The 19,781-nt window shown below is 63.6% G+C and carries 17 protein-coding genes; 7 read left to right on the top strand and 10 right to left on the bottom strand.

From position 1 onward, the window contains the following. Nucleotides 1–100: 100 nt before the first annotated feature. On the bottom strand, nucleotides 101–4,444 hold the full coding sequence (locus VKR55_RS10920; RefSeq protein ID WP_324402744.1) for an autotransporter domain-containing protein: 4,344 nt from the start codon (nucleotides 4,442–4,444) through the stop codon (nucleotides 101–103). Nucleotides 4,445–4,791: 347 nt separating this feature from the next. Between VKR55_RS10920 and VKR55_RS10915 the strand changes: the two genes are divergently transcribed. Continuing rightward, a complete protein-coding gene (locus VKR55_RS10915; RefSeq protein WP_324402742.1) occupies nucleotides 4,792–6,525 on the top strand; it encodes an adenylate/guanylate cyclase domain-containing protein in 1,734 nt (577 codons plus the stop codon). A gap of 526 nt (nucleotides 6,526–7,051) precedes the next feature. On the opposite strand, the gene VKR55_RS10910 is transcribed toward VKR55_RS10915, so the two are convergent. Then, nucleotides 7,052–7,747 (bottom strand): DJ-1/PfpI family protein, encoded by a 696-nt coding sequence (locus VKR55_RS10910; protein ID WP_324402740.1) that lies wholly within the window; start codon nucleotides 7,745–7,747, stop codon nucleotides 7,052–7,054. 150 nt (nucleotides 7,748–7,897) lie between these two features. Between VKR55_RS10910 and VKR55_RS10905 the strand changes: the two genes are divergently transcribed. The 3 genes from VKR55_RS10905 to VKR55_RS10895 all read left to right on the top strand — a co-directional run bounded on the left by VKR55_RS10905 (nucleotide 7,898) and on the right by VKR55_RS10895 (nucleotide 9,613). Next, on the top strand, nucleotides 7,898–8,836 hold the full coding sequence (locus VKR55_RS10905; RefSeq protein WP_324402738.1) for a GlxA family transcriptional regulator: 939 nt from the start codon (nucleotides 7,898–7,900) through the stop codon (nucleotides 8,834–8,836). 95 nt (nucleotides 8,837–8,931) lie between these two features. Then, a complete protein-coding gene (locus tag VKR55_RS10900) occupies nucleotides 8,932–9,204 on the top strand; it encodes a hypothetical protein (RefSeq protein WP_324402736.1) in 273 nt (90 codons plus the stop codon). A gap of 91 nt (nucleotides 9,205–9,295) precedes the next feature. After that, nucleotides 9,296–9,613 carry a copper-binding protein gene (locus tag VKR55_RS10895; RefSeq protein ID WP_324402734.1) on the top strand — a complete coding sequence of 106 codons (318 nt, stop codon included), beginning with the start codon at nucleotides 9,296–9,298 and terminating at the stop codon, nucleotides 9,611–9,613. Nucleotides 9,614–9,636: 23 nt separating this feature from the next. Here the strand turns inward: VKR55_RS10895 and VKR55_RS10890 are convergent, their stop codons facing one another. After that, nucleotides 9,637–10,875 carry a cation:proton antiporter gene (locus VKR55_RS10890; protein ID WP_324402732.1) on the bottom strand — a complete coding sequence of 413 codons (1,239 nt, stop codon included), beginning with the start codon at nucleotides 10,873–10,875 and terminating at the stop codon, nucleotides 9,637–9,639. Between the two features lie 121 nt (nucleotides 10,876–10,996). Here VKR55_RS10890 and VKR55_RS10885 point away from each other — a divergent pair, with 121 nt between their 5' ends. Together VKR55_RS10885 and VKR55_RS10880 are read left to right on the top strand one after the other, a co-directional pair. After that, entirely contained in the window at nucleotides 10,997–11,233 is a 237-nt protein-coding gene (locus tag VKR55_RS10885; protein WP_324402729.1) for a hypothetical protein, read from the top strand. Further along, nucleotides 11,230–11,664 carry a TA system VapC family ribonuclease toxin gene (locus tag VKR55_RS10880; protein WP_324402727.1) on the top strand — a complete coding sequence of 145 codons (435 nt, stop codon included), beginning with the start codon at nucleotides 11,230–11,232 and terminating at the stop codon, nucleotides 11,662–11,664. The genes VKR55_RS10885 and VKR55_RS10880 overlap by 4 nt, the downstream gene beginning before the upstream one ends. 22 nt (nucleotides 11,665–11,686) lie before the next feature. Here VKR55_RS10880 and VKR55_RS10875 read toward each other — a convergent pair whose 3' ends face one another. Continuing rightward, complete coding sequence (locus VKR55_RS10875) at nucleotides 11,687–12,634, bottom strand: alpha/beta hydrolase (protein WP_324402725.1); 948 nt, start codon at nucleotides 12,632–12,634, stop codon at nucleotides 11,687–11,689. Nucleotides 12,635–12,744: 110 nt separating this feature from the next. After that, a complete protein-coding gene (locus tag VKR55_RS10870) occupies nucleotides 12,745–13,524 on the bottom strand; it encodes an SDR family NAD(P)-dependent oxidoreductase (RefSeq protein ID WP_324402723.1) in 780 nt (259 codons plus the stop codon). 241 nt (nucleotides 13,525–13,765) lie between these two features. Here VKR55_RS10870 and VKR55_RS10865 point away from each other — a divergent pair, with 241 nt between their 5' ends. Continuing rightward, a complete protein-coding gene (locus VKR55_RS10865; protein ID WP_324402721.1) occupies nucleotides 13,766–14,782 on the top strand; it encodes a DUF2155 domain-containing protein in 1,017 nt (338 codons plus the stop codon). Here VKR55_RS10865 and aat read toward each other — a convergent pair. The 5 genes from aat to VKR55_RS10840 form a co-directional block, all read right to left on the bottom strand. Continuing rightward, complete coding sequence (gene aat, locus VKR55_RS10860) at nucleotides 14,779–15,468, bottom strand: leucyl/phenylalanyl-tRNA--protein transferase (RefSeq protein ID WP_324402719.1); 690 nt, start codon at nucleotides 15,466–15,468, stop codon at nucleotides 14,779–14,781. The two genes, VKR55_RS10865 and aat, sit on opposite strands and share 4 nt — an antisense overlap. 69 nt (nucleotides 15,469–15,537) lie before the next feature. After that, nucleotides 15,538–16,635: a sensor histidine kinase gene (locus tag VKR55_RS10855; RefSeq protein ID WP_324402717.1), complete on the bottom strand. Its 1,098-nt coding sequence runs from the start codon at nucleotides 16,633–16,635 to the stop codon at nucleotides 15,538–15,540. Beyond that, nucleotides 16,632–17,078, bottom strand: a complete 447-nt coding sequence (locus VKR55_RS10850; protein WP_324402715.1) for a response regulator — start codon at nucleotides 17,076–17,078, stop codon at nucleotides 16,632–16,634. The genes VKR55_RS10855 and VKR55_RS10850 overlap by 4 nt, the downstream gene beginning before the upstream one ends. Further along, on the bottom strand, nucleotides 17,075–18,568 hold the full coding sequence (locus VKR55_RS10845; protein ID WP_414642337.1) for a sensor histidine kinase: 1,494 nt from the start codon (nucleotides 18,566–18,568) through the stop codon (nucleotides 17,075–17,077). Before VKR55_RS10845 ends, VKR55_RS10850 begins: the two co-directional genes overlap by 4 nt. Nucleotides 18,569–18,719: 151 nt before the next feature. Then, nucleotides 18,720–19,781: ATP-binding protein (locus tag VKR55_RS10840; RefSeq protein ID WP_324402711.1), on the bottom strand; the 1,062-nt coding region annotated here is incomplete at its 5' end.

The raw sequence follows: 19,781 nt of genomic DNA, 5'->3' as shown, positions 1-19,781 counted from the left end.
CAGGCCTTTGATAATCGGGCGAAGAGCCGTCATTCTGTCCTCGAGCTCGCCCGCGGGAAATCTGGACGCCGGGGAGCTGGGCGGCGGTTACAAAGCGGAGCTACCAGGCGACCCGCAGCCCGGCCTTTCCAGCGTACATCTGGCTCACATTCGAGAACTCGCCGAGAAAGTTGGCAAAGAGCCAGGCGTTCTTCTTGACTTGCAGCTTGCTGCCGAGGTCGACCCTGGCGGAGTCATGGGCTGCGCGTGCGCCATCGACCGTAAAGGTCGCAAGCGGAAGCGTCGCAAACGTCTCCGTATCACGGCGCACGGGATCAAACTCGTGCACCCACGACAACCGTCCATAGGGCGACCAGGCCATGCCGTTGGCGAGATAGACGCGCGTGTCGAACTGCGCGCCAAGGAACGTCGGGAAGGAGTCGATCGACTTCGCCTGAAAATTCAGAGCCAGCAAGCCGCCCGGGTTGGTCTCATTAAAGGCCGACTGCCGTATCTCGGAGAACTGCACCGCCGCGAATGGGGTGACGGTGAACTTGCCGAACCGCTGCGCAAAGCCAGCCTCGACGCGGCCGCCATACAGATAGCTGTTGAACTTGCCGGATTCGATTTCGGTGGGTCCAACGCCAGCCACGGTCCGGCTCGTCTGGTTGTCAAAAGACGCGAACGTGAACGCAGCGGCCGCGTACAATTGCCGGAAGCGGCTGACGCCATAAAGACCGAGATGCGCGCCATCGATATTGCCGCTAGTCGCGCGATCGCTGACCGAGAAGTGCGAAGAGCTTCCGCCGGCCGCGCCGCCGACGAGCAGGTTCGGATTAATCTGGTAGTCGATGCCTGCGGCTCCGCCGGCCGTATCGTGGCTCAGATCGGCGCTGCCGGTGAGGGAATCGCCACGGAGCTTGAAGGTGCCGTCGAAGCCCGCGACCCAGCCGCGCCAGCGCGGTTCGTAGGCCGGCAGCGCTTTCAGCGGCGGGGCCTTGTAGGGCAACGCCGCCGCATAGCCGTTTGCCGCCGGATAGGTGACGCCGTTCGGATCGATGAGGTCGCCGCTCCGCCAGAACTGCCCCTGATCCATCATGACGGACAGGAACAGGTTGCTCGCGCCGAACGTCGTCTCCTGCGTGCCGGCGACGCCTTCGCCCGAAAGCGAAGTCAGCGCACCGGGGATCTGGTTCGCTGTGAGGCCCAAGAGCCCGGCGAGCGTGCCGCCGCCATTATTGAACGAAAAATCGAGCGCGTTGGCGACCGATTGCTGATTTCGCGTCAGCGCCGGGAGATTGGCGATGCCGGAATTGAGGCGCAGATCAACATCCGTCGGCGTGTAGAGGAGACTTGCCGTGACGAATGCCGGCAGACCCAGCGTGGAGAAGGTGTCGAAGGTGCCCGTTCGTCCGCCGGCTGCGGAGAGGAGGATGTAGTTGTTGGTGAGCGCACCGCCAAGGAAACCGGCAAGGCCGTTGCCCGCCAGCGCGGCCGTTCCCGTGACATTGGTCCGATCCGATGTCGCGCCCTGGACCATGACGACGTAGTTCGAACCCGGGTTGAAGACCAGATTGCCATTCACGGTGAGTGTCTTCGGATCCCCGGGCGCGAGCGTTCCGCCGGCCATGATCGTGGTCGAACCCACCGATCCGCTGCCGCCCAACGCGGCGCCGGAATTGACGGTCACAGCCGATGTAATCGAGCCCGACACACTCAAGATGCCACTGAAGACAGTGGTCGGGCCGGTGTAGGTGCTGTTACCGCCGAGAACGAGCTCGCCCGAACCTGTCTGCGCGACCTGGCCGGCTCCGGCGATGGAGCCGCCGAACGTATAGAGATCGGACCGGTCAAAGACGAGCGCCTTGTTGGTGCCGGGATTGCATTGTGGATCGGCGCCGTTGGAGCAGAACGTCACGTTGCCGAGAATGCTGCCGGCCGTTCCGCCGGTGCCGACTTGCACGATGCCGTCGTTGATTGTTGTGCCGCCGGTATAGGTCGCATTGCCGGCTATCGTCAGCGTGCCGGTTCCGTACTTGATCAGGGGCCGATTGCCGACCGTGCCGTTGGTCAGGAAGGAGGCATCCGGCATCGAGTTGTTGTTGGCCAGACCGAATTGAAGCACGGTGGCCTGCGCGAAATAGCTCGTGACATCATAGAGTGCGAACACGCCGCGGCCGAACGTGGCAACAGCAAGGGCATCGATGGTTGGATTGTAGGTGAGCTGTGACACGGTCGAATTCGGCAGGCCGTTGCCGAACAGTCGCCAATTCGAAAGATTGCCGCTGGCGTCGCTGTCGGCTACCGCAATCGTCGACTGTGCATTGGCGGCGTTGCTCTGGCCGCCGACCAGGAGCGCGTTGACGCCGTTGCTGGAGATGAACTCCAGCGCGTTGGGTGTAATCAGCGTAGCCGGCAGATTGGCGGTGAGGTTCGAGAAGGTCGTACCCTGGTTTTGTGTGCCGAAGACCTGGCTGAAATCGGCCGTGTAGAAGCGATTCTGCGATCGCGGATCCAATACAATCGAGGCGGGCCCGGCGCCGGTGTAGGCCGTCAACTGGACGAGCGACCCCGCGGCCGCCGTCGTCGAGAGCCACAACGTGTTTGACGTTGAGCCGGCAACGAGGACATCGTGATTATCGCTGGTTCCGAAGGCAACTGCACTGACGGCGCCTCCAGTGTTGCCCAGATCGGTCAGGTTCAAGGTGATTGCAGCGGCACCGACACCATTGCCGCCGGTGAGCGTGTCCTGGGTCACGTAAACGTTGCTGCCTCCCACTGCGATGCGAGTCGGGTCGGCTTTGTTGAGCACGAACGGGCTGTTGAAGCCGAGTCCGTTCACGCCGACATTGAAGCTGACGGGAATGCCGGCGGGTCCGGCGCCGGGACTGGCAACGCTTCCATCGCTATTAATGATCAGCCGATTGAGCTGACCAAGATATTGATAGTTTGTGTAGAGCGCGGTCTGGCCGGTCAGCGTGCGATCGTTCATGACCGCATTGACGCCATCACCTCCGATGAGTTGCCGGTAGGCACCGCTCCCGGGGGCCGTCTGAAGTGCCGCGCCGTTGTCCTGAGCGGCGATCGCAATCAACTTGCTGTTGGCATCGATGGCCAAGGAATAGGGCTGCGAAACCGAAAGGTTGCCGTTGAGACTGGTCCACGCCCCCGTCGTGGTCTGCGGGCTCGAGCGCGCATAGATGCCGCCGTCGCTCGAAAGAATCAGGCGGCCCGAAGCGTCGAAGGCCATCGCGCGGGAATCCGGATGGACGGTCGAGCCATTGGATGTGTTGGTGGCAACACCATTGTCATCGCCAAGACTTGTCGCAACCCCCGGCGTGTTGGTGTCGATGCGGTAGGCCGCCACAGCGTTGATGCCGCCATTGTTATAATAATTGTTGTCGCCGGACACATAGACGAATCGATTGTTGTTCGGATCGATTGCGATCGCGAAGTTTGTGTTCGCCTGGCCGCCGCCGTTGACGTTGGGAACGACGAGCGATGACCAGCTTGTGCCCGAATTGCTCGAATAGAACAGGCCGGTCGGCTTATTGGTGCCGAGATCAATGACCGCTACGGCGATCGCGCCACCCGGGCCCGTGGCGACTTTGATCTTGGTCTGGGTATTATTGTTGATCGTGCCCGCCGCCTGTGCGGCAGCGAAGACCGCACTCCAGGTGGCTCCGCCATCACTGCTCACATAGAGGGCGGTTGAGCCGAGGCCGGCAGCGGTGTTCGCCAGGCTTGGAGCGGCGACGGCCGCATAGATTCTGTTTGGATTGGCGGGATCAGTCGCAAGCGATGTCACGGGTCCAGTGGGCAACCCGGTGCCGGCCGTACCCGAAATCTGGGTGAAGCCGGTGCCTCCGTTTGTGCTCATGTAGAGCGCCCCGACCGTACGCTGGAAGCTGGACGAGTAGAAGCTGGTTTCGTAGGTCCCGGCCAGGATCGTGCTGCCGTGCACCGTCACCGCGTCGACGGTCTGCCCCGCAAAGGTCGCCGCACCGATGGACGTCCAACGCGTTCCCCCATTGGTGCTAAACAGCAGGCCGTTGCGCAGGCCACCAGTGCTCGAAGTGTCGCAATTGTTCCCGCTGAAGCGGCAGGGCGTGCCGTTGGCCGTCAGCCCGGTCCCGGCAACGAGCGCATTTGCGTTGGTGGGATCAATCGCGAGACTCGCGATGGACAAGGATGCCTGATTGTCGGTCAGGGCCGTCCAGGTCGTGCCGGCATTGTGGGTGACCCAGACGCCGCCACCCGGCGTTCCGATGTACCAGGTGTTCGGATCTGTCGGGCTTGTGACGATCGACTGCACTGCACCTGTGACAGTGCCGTTCGGCGGGCTGTCCCCGCTGCCGACAACGAAGCGCTGGCCGGTCGATGGAGACGGTCCGACTGAATTGAACGTCTGGTTGAGCTGGGTCTGCGCAAATGCCGGCGATGCCAGCGCAAGCGTCGCAAGCAAAAATAGACTTCGTCCTGAAATACTCACGTTGCCCCAAAAAGCCACACCAATAGACCGCGCCGCGCGGATTAGGGGAGGCCACGTGCTTGGGGTCAATATGTCGTGGACAAATCTGTCTGTGTGTGGCGCTTGGAACACAACTATTTGTGTTTCGAAACAAGCTGTTGGGCTTCAACCTGGCGCCCGCGTGGGCTGCGTGAAGGGTGATGGCCTCGGTGCGCTGGACAAGTTCGCCGGCAAGAACGCCGGGCGGGTTGCGACCTGCAATTAACGGTGTCGAACCGGCGTAGCTTTCGCCGGCCACGAAAAGTCGTCATTGTGCGCCGTCGCAAGCCCGAGCCCACTCGATGTTTCGCAAATCAATCAAGCAGAAGATCGTCGGCATCGCCGCCGGGCTGATCGTGCTTGCGGTCGTCACCTCGATCTTGTCGATGGTGATGGCGGCAAGGGTCGGGAACCTGCTTGACGAGCTCGCCAACCGGTACGTCGCCGCCTATGGCCACCTGGCGCGGGCGAATACCAAATCACTGCAGCGAGCCCTGGCGTTGCGGCAGATGATCGTCGAGAAGGAGCAAAATCCGCCGGATGAAGCGAGTTATGCCGCGCATCTGAAGACCTTTCAGGCGCTTGATGCCGAGGTCAAGGAGGAGGCGGAAAAGGCGCGCGAGCTCATCAACGCAATCATCGCCGACACCTCGACGCCGTCGGACAACGCCGCGCTCGGACGGCTCGACGATCGCATCGACACGGCAATGAACGATCTCCGCCGCCGCCTCGCCGCGCGGAACGACCAGGCAGTGCGGCAGCTCGATGCACGCAATTTCGACGAGGCGAGACGGACGCTTGCAAGAGCGGACGTGCTGCGCGACGAATTCAACCACAAGATCGACGGCATCCGCGCCGACATGCTGGCGCAGGTGCGGGCGAGTGCCGCAACCGTCATCGGCGAGCAGCGGAAGGCGATCCTGGTCTCGGCCATCGTGACGGCGATCGCCGCCGTGCTCGGCTTCGTGTTCGCGATGATGGTCGGCAGCGGCATCACGCGTCCCGTGCTGCGGCTGCTCGAAGGGACGCGCGAGGTCGAGGCCGGCCGGCTCGACCAGCCGATCGCAGTGACGACGCGCGACGAGATCGGCCAGCTCTCGGCGGCGTTCAACCGCATGATCGAGCGATTGCGTCAGAACCAGCGCCTCAGAGAAACCTTCGGCCGCTATATCGATCCCAGGATCGCCGAAGGGCTCCTTGATCAGTCCGTCGCTGCTGTGACCGAAGGCCAGCGCCGCGTCATGACCGTGATGTTCTGCGACATGAAGGGATTCACGACGCTGTCCGAAGGCGTCACGCCGCGCGGCCTGGTCAAGATCATGAACCTCTATCTCTCGACCATGTCCGAGCCGATCAACGCCCATCGGGGCGTCATCGACAAGTATATCGGCGATGCCATCATGGCCTATTGGGGACCTCCGTTCATCGAGGAGGCCGAGCAGGCGCGTTTCGCCTGCCTTGCCGCCATCGACATGATCGGCCGCGTCGCGACGCTGCGCAAGGAATTGCCCGAGCATCTCGGGGTGCGGACGATCCCTGCCGACTGCGACATCAGGATCGGAATCGCCACCGGCGACGCGCTGGTCGGCACGATCGGCTCGGAGTTCATGATGAGCTTCACCGTCATGGGCGACACCGTGAACCTGGCCTCGAGGCTCGAGGGCGCCAACAAGGTCTATGGCTGCCGCTGCCTGATCTCGGAGGCGACCGCAAAGATGTGCGGCTCTGATCTCGAATTCCGCGAGATCGATCGGCTGGTCGTGGTTGGCCAGACGCAGCCGCAAACCGTCTACGAGATCATGGGCAAGAAGGGCGAACTCGCCGCAGCGCAGGTCGTGTTGCGAACGCGTTACGGCGAGGGGCTGGCCGCCTACCGCGCGCGGCGTGTCGACGAGGCACGCAAGGCTTTTGCCGGCGCGCTCGAAGCTGCGCCCGCCGACGGGCCGTCGACGGCGCTGTTGGCGCGTCTTGAGGTCTTTGCGCAAAATCCTCCGGCGGAGGATTGGGACGGTTCCTGGCATCTGGAGCACAAGTGAGTGCGGCGGGGCTTGCTGCGAGCGCGTGCAGGATTGCGGTTGTGCAACTGCGTTGGGGATAACGGTGACAACGGGGATAGCGTTCAGAGCGTCGTTGCGCCCTACGCGTGGGTCAAGCTTAGTAAGGTCATCTTGCGGAGATGGGAGACCATCGCGACGGACCGGGCAACAGGATCGCGACTGCCCCGGTAAGCAGCGGCCCCGATCAGAGCTTGGCTGGGAGATAGGCCCCCCGCATCAGAGGTTCTGAGATCGCCCGTTCAATGTGGGCCACCGTGGGAAAGGAAAGGCCGTCCGGGACGCCGGGCGGCCTTTTTCTATGTGCGTTGAATTAACGTGCCGCGCATTCGGTCACCTCTCCCCGTCGGGGAGAGGTCGGATTGCCCCTGGCGATGCGAAGCATCGTCTAGTGCAATCCGGGTGAGGGGCCGCAGCTTTCACGATAGACCGTAAGCCCTCACCCGATTTGCTGCGCAAATCGACCTCTCCCAAATGGAGAGGTGAGCCTTCGCGAGCTCTTCGGTTATCAGGCGCTTTCGTTGAGCCTTGTCGCGGCGCGCTCGACCATCTCTTTCCGCCGGGCCTTGAACTGCGCGATCCGCTCGTTGATCCGCGCGAGCACCTCCGCGGGCGCGGTATCGGGCGAGCCCGACTGGAACGGCGGCGCCGGATTGTACTCGAGCCGGAGCTGGATCGCCTCGGCCGTGGTCCGGTCGACCAGCATCGACACCAGCGTCAGCGCGAAATCGATACCGGCCGTGACGCCACCGCCGGTAACGCGGTTGCGGTCGGTGCAGACGCGCGTCTTCGTCGGTGTGGCGCCGAAGGCCGAGAGATTGTCCATCGCGCTCCAATGCGTGGCGGCGCGATAGCCTTTCAACAGGCCGGCAGCGCCGAGCACCAATGATCCTGTGCAAACTGATGTCACATATTTCGCGCCTTCCGCCTGCCTGCGCAGGAAGTCGAGCACGTCTTCGTCGTTGAGGAGGTCGTCGGCGCCGGCGCCGCCGGGAACGCAGATCACGTCGAGTTGCGGACAGTCGGCGAAGGTTGTGGTCGGCGTCAGCATCATCACGGAATCGCTGGTGACAGGCTCGATGCGCTTCCAGATCAGGTGCACCTTGGCGCCGGGTACGCTCGAAAACACCTGTAGGGGACCAGTGAAGTCGAGTTGGGTCACTTTCGGAAAGATCAGCAGTCCGATCTGAAGCGGCACGGTCATGGAGACCTCCAAGAATTTTTGGGACGAATGGGCTGCTACTCAACTCGTCAAGCCCGGGCATGACGATGACTGCTTGACGCGTGCATCGTGGCATGGTTGCCTGCTGTCCGAAATGGCTAAATTCCCTCATTTTGCGACAGAGGCCAAAGCATGATTGGCATTCTCATCTTTCCGGATTTTCAATTGCTCGATGCGGCGGGCCCGATCTCGGTGTTCGAGATCGCCGGCCGCTACGCCAGAAGCAACACACCCGTCCGGGTGATGGCGGCCGAACCGGGGCCGGTGAAGAGCACGTCGGGCGTGGAGATGCTGGCGAGGAAATTCGGTTCACCCAGCGCGCTCACGACGCTGATCATCGCCGGCGGCGAGGGCGTCGACGCCGCTGCGCGTAACGCATGCACGATCAACTTCGTGAAAGCGGTTGCCGCACGCGGCACGCGTGTCGCCAGCGTCTGCTCCGGCACCTTCGTGCTTGCCGAGGCTGGCCTGCTCGACGGCAAGCGCGCCACCACGCATTGGCAGCGGACGCGGCAATTTCTTGCCACCTATCCCAAAGTGAAGCTCGAGCCCGACCAGATTTTCGTGCGCGAGGGCAACATCTGGAGCTCGGCCGGCATCACCGCGGGCATCGATCTCGCGCTGGCCATGGCGGCGGAGGATCATGGCGAGGCGGTCGTGGAGAAGACCGCGCGCCAGCTCGTGCTCTATCATCGCAGAAGCGGCGGCCAGTCGCAATTCTCCTCGCTCCTTGAGCTGAAGGCGCCGACCGGGCGGTTCGGGCCGCTGCTCACCTGGGCGCGCGAGCATCTCAACGCGAAGCTGACGGTCGAAGACCTCGCCGAGCGCGCCGGCATGAGCTCGCGGCATTTCACCCGCGCCTTCATCGCCGAAACGGGATCGACGCCATCGAAGGCGATCGAGCGGCTGCGCATCGAGGTGGCGCGGGCGCGCGTGCAGTCGTCGAGCGAGGCGATCGAGCGCGTGGCGGAAGTGACCGGCTTCCGCGACCCCGAGCGGATGCGCCGCGCCTTCATCCGCGCCTTCGGCCAGCCGCCGCAATCGCTGCGCCGCGCAGCGAGGGCCGGGTAATCCTGTCAAGTTGCAACAAATTCGAGCTGGCTTAATCGGACTCTGAGCTTACCTGTTTGATTGAATAGGCTCCGCCAAGCCGGCGAGATCGGGCGATGATCGGCACTTCCATCAGCTTCCAGATTCTCTTTCCCATCCCTTATCGGATTGAGGTCTCGAAGCTGCGCCAGCAGCTCGAGGAAGCCCATCTGGCCTGGGCGATCGAATGGAAACGCCACCAGCAGGATTTCAGGATCGAGAACATCAACTTTGTCCACGATCCGCTCTGGAACCAGCGGTTCTTCAGCCTGCAGTCGGCGCGCGACGGTGGAACCTGGTTCTGGCGTGCCACGCACGCCATCGTCGGCTTTGGCGTGTTCTCGATCTGAGTGATATGATCGGTCGTTGGCCTGATGGCTGGCAGGGAACCAAGCTCAGCCCTTGGGCTTGTCGCAAGACAGCAAAAGCCGGGAGACCGCCATGAAGCTCACCACGTTGGTTTTGGCCGGAACCGCGACCCTCCTCATGTCAGATTCGGCTGCATTGGCTCAAGACAAGACCCAAGCGCAGAACGGGCAAGAGACCGGGCAAGTGACCGTGGTCAATCGGCTCAACAACACCATCGCGGTGCGGCCGATCCAGGAGGGCACTGTGGGCGCCAATACCGCAGATACCTCGCAGCAATTCAAGGTGAAGGATGGCGTTTCGCTGGAAGACCTGCATGCCGGCAACCACATCACCTATTCCGTGACCGAGCAGGGCGGGACCAGGACGATCACGAGCTTCAAGAGGCAATGAACCCGGTGCTGGACACGATGGGATCAGGATCCCATCGTGTCCAATAGTCCGAGCCGGCGCCCGAGCCATTTCGTGGTCGGCGCCTGGATCAGGATGGTCATCAGAATCGCCACAAAAGTGACGGAGGCGATCGTCGGCGCGCCCGGGGCGTTTGCGCCGAGCAGGAGGGCTGCGAGCGCGGCCGGGATCACGCCGGTCTCGCGCGTCCAGCACATGAACAGCATTTCCCTGAAACTCCAGCGCGCGCGGCGGTCGGGCAGGGCGCACAGCAGCACCGTAGCCGGCCGCGCCACCAGCATCAGCACAGCCACCACGCCAACCGCGGCAAGGCCATGCGCGCGGACCAAAGCGAAGTCGACTTGAGCGCCGAGCAGGATGAAAATGAAGAGCCGCATGATGAAGGAGGTGGTGAGCACGAACTCGTCGAGCTTCTGCGCTTCGCCCGCCTCCATGCGGAAGCCGAAGCTCTCCTTGTTGCCGAGCACGGCGCCGAACACGAACACCGCCATGAAGCCGGAGGCGTGCAGTCCGCTTGCCGCGAAATAGGAGCCGATCACCGCGACCAGCGTCACGACAGGCGCATATTCGGCGAGAAATGCCCATTTTTCATGGGCGATCAATAGTGCGGCGAGATAGCCGAAGGCGAGGCCCGCGGCGATGCCGATCACGAATTGCTCGACCAGCGCAAGCAGCGAATGCGCGAGCGAGAATTGGCCGGCGCCGGTTGCTGCCGAGAGCAGGGCGAAAGTCAGAATCGCGGCCATCGGGTCGTTGAAGGCGGACTCGCTGAGCACCGTCTGCGCGATGCGGTCGCGGATCCTGATCTGACGGAAGATCGGAATCAGCGTCGCGGGATCGGTCGACGCGATGGTCGAGCCGAGCAGCAGCGCGGCCATAAGCGGCAGGCCGAAGATCAGATGGGCCGCAAAGCCGGTGATGGCGGCCGTGACGAGGACGCCAAACGTCGCGATCACCACGATGGTGATCCAGACCTGCTTGAGCACCTCAAGCCGCAGCGCCGCCCCGCCATCGAACAGGATGTAGCTCGCGCCAAACAGCATGATGACCTCGCTTTGCGCAGACCCCGCTTGGATCGTCACAAGCCCCAGCGCATGCGGGCCGAGCGCGATGCCGGCGATCAGGAACAGCGCGACGTCGGGGATGCGAACCTTCTGCGCCACAAACGCGGCCAGCGTGCCGACCGCCAGGATCAGCCCGAAGGAAAGCAGCGTGTGCTGGGCGATCGCGGCGGAGGAGGACATGTCCCGGATTTTCTCGTGGTTGGATGCAGGCCCAAGCCGCAGAGGAAACGACAATCTATATCAGGCCCGAATGAAGAGCGACGTTTGACATCTGATGCCAGGATATATAACATCACACATCATGAGAACTACAATCGATATTGACGATCCCATCTTGCGAGAGGTGAAGGCCATCCACGAAAAGGAAGGCAGATCAATAGGTGCGATCGTCTCCGAATTGCTCGCCGAAGCTCTGGCGAGCCGACGTCCGCCGCGCGCCAAGCCATCGCTGCGCTGGACGTCCCGGCCTATGAAGGCTCTGGTGGACTTGACGGATAAGGATGCCGTCTATGCGATGATGGATGCCGACAAGCCGTGAGCTATTCGCTCGACGTGAACGTGCTGCTGTACGCGTCTGATAGATCGACCGATCGTTACTCCACGGCACGTCGCTTTCTGGAGTCCTGCGCCGCTGGACCAGAAGTTCTTTGCTTGGCTTGGCCAACGCTCATGTCTTATCTGCGGATCGCGACACACCCGCGCATTTTTTCCGCTCCGCTTTCGCCGGACGAAGCCCTCGCAAACATCTCAGCGCTACTGTCGCTGCCCCATGTACGCGCGGTATCGGAATTGGATGGCTTCCTGGACGCGTACAGGCACGTGACCGGCGAAACGCCCGTCCGCGGAAACCTTGTTCCGGACGCTCATCTGACGGCGATTCTGTTTCAGCATGGCGTTCGGACGCTTTACTCCAATGATCGCGATTTCCGAAAATTCCTGTCGATCGACGTTCGCGACCCCTTTGCCTGAGTTCGCCTAAAACTCAAAAAGTTCAACCCAGTCCTTTCAGCCATCTTGCAATCTCTGTCACCGCGACGTTGGCCTGATTGAGCAGCTTGCCCATGGTGAAGAAGCCGTGGAACTGACCGGGAAAGTGCCTGTAGGTGACGGGCACACCGGCCTGCTTCAGCCGCGCGGCATATTCGTCGCCTTCGTCGCGCAAGGGATCGGCGCCTGCGGTCAATACATAAGCCGGCGGCAGGCCGGCGAGCGTCCCGGCTCGCGCCGGCGAGGCGCGCCAATCGGAGATGTCGGCATCGCCCATATAGTGATTCATGAACCACGGGATCACCGAATGCGTGAGCAGTATCGAGGTCTCGGGCTCGCGATGCGAGGGATGCTTTCGCGCAAATTCGGTTGCGGGATAGACCAGCATTTGTGCTGCGATCTTCGGGCCGCCGGCATCGCGCGCGGCGAGCGCAACGACGGCAGCAAGATTGCCGCCGGCGCTGTCGCCGCCGACGATCAGGCGCGCGGCGTCGACGCCAAGCTGTTTGGCGTTGGCTGATATCCAGCGGGTCGCGTTGATGGCGTCATCGACGGCGGCGGGGAATTTGTGCTCGGGCGCCAGGCGATAGTCGACGGAGATCACGATCAGTTCGCCTTCATGGGCGAGCTTGCGGCAGACCACATCGTGGGTTTCGAGATTGCCGATCACCCAGCCGCCACCGTGGAAGAATACAAGGCATGGCGCGAGCCCGTCGCCGTTCTGGCGCAGCGTCCTCGGCGTGTAGATGCGCGCGGGGATGGTGCCGTGCGGGGCGGGGATTGCGAGCGGCGCGGCCGACTTCAGCTCCGGCGGCTCCGGATTGCTGACGAGCCGCGCCTCCATGTAGTAGGCGCGCGCTTCGGGTGCGGTCAGCGTCTCGTAGGCGGGACGGCCGGCTTCCTGAAAGGCCTTGAAGACGGCGGCGGCATCGGGATCGAGAACGACGGGCATGCGAAGGACCTCTTGTTGTTTGTTCGTCATTCCGGGGCGATGCGAAGCATCGAGCCCGGAATCTCGAGATTCCGGGTTCGCGTCTGCGGCGCGCCCCGGAATGACGGTGTCTAGGCAGCCGTGCGGCCGCCATCGACGGTGTAGGCGGAGCCTGAGACATAGCTCGCCTCGTCGGAGGCGAGGAAGGCGACGATGGAGGCCACCTCCGAGGCCTGCCCGAGCCGGCGCGCCGGGATCCTTTCGACCATCTTGTCCATGGGCGGCGGCGCATTGCCGCCGGCGCGGGCCTGGAAGATGGCGCTCAGCATGCGGCTGTCGATCAGACCGGGGCAGACGCAATTGATACGCACGCCGGTGCCGGTGCATTCCCATGCCGCGCTCTTGGTGAGCCCGATCACTGCGTGCTTGCTTGCGCTATAGACGGCGATGTGTGGCGAGCCGAACAGGCCGGCGATCGAGGCGGTGTTGATGATACTGCCCCTGTTCTGCTTCAACATCACCGGCAGCACATATTTCATGCCGAGGAAGACGCCGACGACGTTGACGTCGAGCACCTTGCGGAACGCCTCGAGTGGATAGTCCTGGATGGCCTTGATCTCACCTTCGACACCCGCGTTGTTGTAGAAGACGTCGATGGCGCCGAACTTGTCGACCGCGGCGCGGACATAATCCCTGACGCCATCCTCCTCGGTCACGTCAGAGGCGACGGCCAGCGCCTCCGCCGAAGCCGGCAGCTCCTTCACCGCGGCGTGCAGATCGGCCTGCCTTCGGTCGACGGCAACGATCCTGGCGCCGCGTTCGGCCAGGAGGCGGATGGTCGCCGAGCCGATGACGCCGGCTGCGCCAGTGACGACGGCGACCCGGCCGTCCAGACGGATGCGATCTGGCATGTGATTTCCCCTGAAAGCTCCGGTTATCCCGGATGGTTGTGCGCGAAATCTTGCGCGATTGAGCGGCTCTCACGGACTATTTCATCTGAGGCGGGAACTGACTAGAGCTGGGCCGGTCGCAGGCGCCGCCCTTTCCCCGCCGTATTCGGCGTGTTAACCCCTTCTCCCGCGAGCGGCGGTTAAAATCTGTACCCTGTACCATGATCAACAAGCCCGATTCGCCCGTTTAAAGCCGCGCGAGATGCTTCGAACCATTGCCCTGGCGGGCCTTGCGGCCCCGATCGCCACCATCGCGCTGTGTCTCGCCGTCCCGCTGGCATCGCCCGCGCGCGCGCAGGGGATCGGCACCATCTTTTCCGATCCCGTCCCGCGGCCGCCTGCCAATATTCCCCGCGGCAATCAGCCGCCCCCGGACGAGGAGGAGGACGTTCCGACGCTGCCGCAGGGCCGGGTGCTGCCCGCGCCGAACCGGGCTTACCCCGGGCAGATGTCGAACCTGCCTGGTCGGGTGCAATCGCAGCCGCTCGCTCCTCTACCAGGGGCGACGGCGCTTCCGCCGAATGCGCCGCCGCCAGTCGCGGTGCAGCCGCCGCAACCGGGCGGTCCGCAGAACGCCGCGGCGCCGCCCGGTGTCAATCCCACGCTTCCCGGCCTGCCGCCGGGTCAGCGCCAGCCGCGCGGCACGCCGCAGCCGCCGGCGAGCCTGCAGCCGGGTGACGAAATCGTCCAGGAGCCGCCGGCGCAGAAGATCATCAACAAGAAGGCTAGCTTTTCAGGCCTCGACAAGATCACTGGCCGCGTCATCAATTTCGACGAGGCGATCGGCGAGACTGTGCAGTTCGGCGCGCTCCGCGTGAAGACGGACGCCTGCTACACGCGGCCCGCTACGGAAGCGGCCAACACCGACGCCTTTGTCGAGGTCGACGAGATCACCTTGCAGGGCGAGGTGAAGCGGATCTTTTCAGGCTGGATGTTTGCAGCGAGCCCCGGCCTGCATGCCGTCGAGCATCCGATCTATGATGTCTGGCTGACCGATTGTAAGGACCCGGAGACGACGGTGGTTACAGCCGCGCCCGAGGTGAAGCCGGCATCGCCCCCGGTCACGCAAAAGCCGCCGGTGGCACAAAAGCGACCGCCGCCGAGGGCACCCCGTCCGCAGCCGCCGCGTCAGCAGGAGGTGCAGCAGGCGCCGCCTCCGCCTCCGCCGCCGCCCCCGCCACGGCAGCAACCGGGTGGCCTGTTCGGTATCTTCCGCTAGATCCGCGCATCGCGCGCAGCGATGATCGCTAGCGCCTCTGCGCCTGACATCGGCTTGTCGGGCGGTAATCGGCCGAAATCCGCTGGCTCGCCCTTGATCGCCTTGTCAAGCAGCGCCGTGTAGCGGCGCCGCGAAATCTCCACGGCGCCAAATGTCTTCAGATGCTCGGTGACATATTGCGTGTCGAGCAACTCGAAGCCGCCCGCGATCAGTCGCGCCACCAGATGCACCAGCGCGACCTTGGACGCGTCGCGGACTCGATGAAACATGCTCTCGCCGAAAAAGGCGCGACCGAGATTGACGCCGTAGAGCCCGCCGGCGAGGTCACCATTCTGCCAGACCTCGACCGAGTGGCAGTGGCCGAGGGTGTGCAGCCCGCCATAGAGATCGCGGATGCGCTTGTTGATCCAGGTGTCCTCGCGGCCTTCCTGCGGCGCCGCGCAGCCCGCGATGACCGCCTTGAACGCGCTATCGACAGTGACGGTGAAGGCGTCCGTGCGGACGGTGCGCGCGAGCCGCGAGGAGATGCGGAAGCCGTCGAGCGGGATCACGCCGCGCATTTCCGGCTCGACCCAGAACAGCGTCGGATCGTCGGCGCTCTCGGCCATCGGGAAGATGCCACAAGCATAGGCACGCAGCAGCACTTCGGGGGTGATTTCGGATGCGGCGGAGTCGCGCGAGGTCATGGCAGGTAAAGGATAGCAAAGCGGACCCGGCGCTGCGAAGGGGGCACTTCGAAGGGTTCCGTGAAGGGGCTATTTGGCAGCGGCGCTGGCCTGGGATGTCGCGGCGGGCGCCCTGGCGCGGGGAAACTGCAGCAGGATGCGCGTGCCGGCATGACGCGGGTCGCGCTCGACGCTCGCCTCGAGCTTGGCCGCCATCGCAGAGACGATGCGCTGGCCCATGCCGGTCGAACGCGGATCGCTGCGGTTGGTGTCGAAGCCGACGCCCTTATCGGCGATCGACAGCACGAGATCGTCGCCCTCAGCGCGGAGTTCGACATCGATCGGACCGGGGCCGTCGGGATAGGCGTATTTCACCGCGTTCATGATCAGCTCGTTGACGATGATCCCGATCGCGACCGCGCGGTCGGGATCGATCTCGATCGCCTCGGATTTCAGCGTGAGCCGCGACATGCGATTGCCTTCGGCCGAGCGGCGCAGATCCTCGAGCAGCGCGTCCAGATATTGATTGAGCAGCACGCTGTTCACGTCCTGCGACGTGTAGAGCCGGCGGTGCACCTGTGCGACCGCGGCGACGCGCCCCATGGCGTTGGTGAGCGCCGCCTTGACGTCCTCCTGTGGCGAGGAACTCGCCTGCAAATGCAACAGCGAGGCGATGATCTGCAATGAATTGCCGACGCGATGATTGACCTCGCGCAGCAGCACCTCGCGCTCGGCGGCGAGCGCCGCGAAACGGTCGCGCGAGGCATGGATCTCGGCTTCCGCCGCGACGCGCGCACGCTCCAGCTCCGCCTGGCGCAGCGCGCTGGTGACGGCGACGTGCAACAGCGGAACGAAATCGCCCTGAACATCTTTCACAAGATAATCGGCTGCACCGGCTTTCAGCGCAGTGACCGCGATCTTGGAATCCTGCGAAGCCGTAACGAATACGACCGGCGGAGCGTCCGGGATCGCCCTGATCTCTTCCAGCGTCTCCAGCCCATCGAGGCCCGGCATGTATTGGTCGAGCGCGATCGCGTCGATGCCGCCCTGCTTCAGCCGCTCCAGGCCTTCCGTGCCGCTCGCAGCACGCACGACCCTAAGGCCGAGACGGGTCAGGCCGCGATCGACGAGTCGGGCCAGCGCCTCATCATCTTCGATGTAAAGCAGCGTGGGCGTCGCAATGGTCATGTCGGAGCCGAAGGAACCTGGATGACGGAGAAGAATAGACCGAGTTGGCGGATGGCGTTGGCAAAACTTTCGTAGTTGACCGGCTTGGTGATGTAGACGTTGCAGCCGAGATCGTAGCAGCGCTTGATTTCGTGGGAGTCGTCGGTGGTGGTCAGCACGACGACCGGGGTCGCCTTCAGGTATTTGTTGTCCTTGATCTGCCGCAGGATATCGATGCCGGTCATGTCGGGCAGATTGAGGTCGAGCAGGATCAGGAGGGCCCGGCCGTTGTGATGGATCCCGCTTCCATCATAGCCGAACAGGTATTTGACGGCGTCTGTACCATTGCTGAACGGCAGGATCTCATTGTTGACCCCCGAGCGGCGGATGTTTCGCTCGATCAGGCGGGCGTGCCCTTCGTCGTCTTCGATCATGATGATGGTGACGGGGGTGGTTGCGCTCATGAATCTGCGTTCCGGGCGTTGGCCGTCCACTGGATGGGAAGGGTTATCGTAAAGGTGCTGCCGTTGTGGAGCTCTGAGGAAACCGACATGGTTCCGCCGAGTCGGCGTACCAGGGCGCGGACATGCGCAAGCCCGATGCCCTGTCCGGGCTTGTCCTGGGTTCCCGAGCGACGGAACAAATCGAAGATGCGCTGATGGTCCTTGGGATCGATGCCCCTGCCATTATCCGAAATCTCGAATACCGCAAAGCCAAGTTTGGTCCGCCCGCGAATGGCGATCTTGCCGGCAACTCCGGGCTTCAGATATTTGATCGCATTGTCGATCAGGTTGGAGAAAATCTGCTCGAGCGCCAGCCGATCGCTGACGATCGGCGGCAGCGGCGCGATGTGGATTTCCGCTCTCGCTTCGACGGCCTGGTGCGTCAACGTTTTCACGATGCTCTCGATCAGCTCGCGCGTCTCGATGCGGACCGGCTCGAAGCGGCGCCGTCCCTCGCGCGTGAGATTGAGGATCGCGGTGATGAGGCGGTCCATCTTGGCGATCGATGATTTGATGAAGCCGAGCGCCTCGGAAAAATCCGCCGAGAGCTGCCCGTCCTCGCCGCCGAGCTCGGGCTCGAGATCGGGCGCCAGCACCGGTACTGGCTCGGCAACCGCGTGCGCGAGAGCGGCGATGCGCCGGAAAATATTCGCGCGCAATTCCTCCAGCTCGCTGGTGAAGCCCATGATGTTGACGAGAGGCGAGCGCAGATCGTGGCTCACGATATAGGCAAAGCGCTGGATCTCGTCGTTGGCCTCGCGCAGATCGGCGGTGCGCTCGTCGACGGTCACCTCGAGATTGACGTTGATGTCGCGCAAGCGCGCCTCGGCCTCGTCGCGCGCGCGGCTCTCGCGGCGAACCAGAAAGATCGAGATGCCGGCAAGCGCGATGACGAGGCCGGAGCCCGCGATGGTGACGGTGGAGGCGAGCTTCTGGCTGCGATCCGCGTTGGCGGTGCGCAGCGCGAACAGCCGGTCTTCTTCCTCATGCAACGCAGCTGCAGCATCGCGGATGGTGTTGAGCGTGTCGCTGGCGGCCGCCTCGCGCACCAGCGCGGTGGCCCTTTCCGGCTCGTTTTGCTCGACGAACTTCATTTCCTGCGCGAACTGGCCGAGCCGGGTCTCGATCGCCGTGCGGAGGGTCCTGATGTTTTCGACCTGCACCGGATTGTCGGCGGTCGAATGCGCGAGCTTGTCGAGCTCGGGAATGATCTGCGCCACCGCGTCCTGATGGTCGCTCAGGAATTCCGGGCCCTTGGTCAGGAGGTAGCCGCGCGCGGCGCTTTCGGCACGGCGGATTTCCAGAAGCAGCTTGTTGGTCTGGTTTTCGACCTGGATGGTGTGGACCACCCAGGCGCTGTCGTTGCGCGCCTCGTTCACGAACAGCACGGAGGCCGCGCTGATCGCGACCAGCACGACAAATCCCGCTGCGAGCAGCAGGATCTGGCCCATCGCGCGCCGCGACCTGGCGTCGGACGCCACCGAAAACGTGCCTTGCGAAGGTATTCTTTTCCCCCGGGGCAAGAACTCCCAAGTCTGGCACGAACGCGCGGAGGCGCGATCGGTTCCCCGGGGGTGGCTTTAGCCTTTTGTCGGGACCTGCTCAGCCACCCTGCTGGCCGGAGAGGTACTGTTCGAGCCAGTGGATATGGTAGTCGCCGTCGATGATGGCGGGCTCGCGCACCAGCGCGCGGAACAGCGGCAGCGTGGTTTCGATGCCGTCCACCACCATCTCGTCCAGCGCCCGGCGCAGCCGCATCAGGCATTCGCCGCGCGTTTTGCCATGGACGATCAGCTTGCCGACAAGGGAGTCATAGAAGGGCGGAATGACATAACCCTGATAGACCGCGGAATCGATCCGCACGCCGAGACCGCCAGGCGGATGGTATTGCCTGATTTGTCCTGGCGAAGGACGGAAGGTCTGGGGATTTTCGGCGTTCACGCGGCATTCGATCGAGTGGCCGATGATCTGGACCTCGTCCTGTGTCATCGGCAGGTCGCCGCCGGCGGCGATACGGATCTGCTCGAGCACGAGGTCGATGTCGGTGATCATCTCAGTGACGGGATGCTCGACCTGGATGCGGGTGTTCATCTCGATGAAGTAGAACTCGCCATCCTCGTACAGAAATTCGACGGTGCCGACGCCGAGATATTTCATCTCCTGCATCGCCTTCGCGACGATGCCGCCGATCCTGTTGCGTTGGGCCGCATCGAGCGCAGGCGAGGGGCCTTCTTCCCACACCTTCTGATGCCGCCGTTGCAGCGAGCAATCGCGCTCGCCGAGATGGATGGCGCCGCCGCGGCCATCGCCCAGCACCTGGATTTCGATATGGCGGGGCTTCTGAAGATATTTTTCGAGATAGACGGAGGCGTCGCCGAAGGCGGATTTGGCTTCGTTCGCGGCGGTCGAGAGCGCGAGCGCGAGATCCTGCGCCGTCTGCGCCACCTTCATGCCGCGGCCGCCGCCGCCCGCGGCCGCCTTTACCAGCACGGGAAAGCCGATCTCTTTCGCGATGGCCATGGCGTCATCGCCGGGCGCGACTGCGCCGTCCGAGCCGGGCACCACGGGAATGCCGAGGCGTCTGGCGGTTTTCTTGGCCTCGATCTTGTCGCCCATCAGCCGGATGTGCTCGGCCTTCGGACCGATGAAATGCAGATTGTGCTC

Origin of the sequence: Bradyrhizobium sp. (genome assembly GCF_035309285.1) — a bacterium.
Taxonomy (GTDB): domain Bacteria; phylum Pseudomonadota; class Alphaproteobacteria; order Rhizobiales; family Xanthobacteraceae; genus Bradyrhizobium.
Note: the sequence above shows the minus strand (reverse complement) of the source record. Positions and strands in the feature narration are given on the sequence as shown.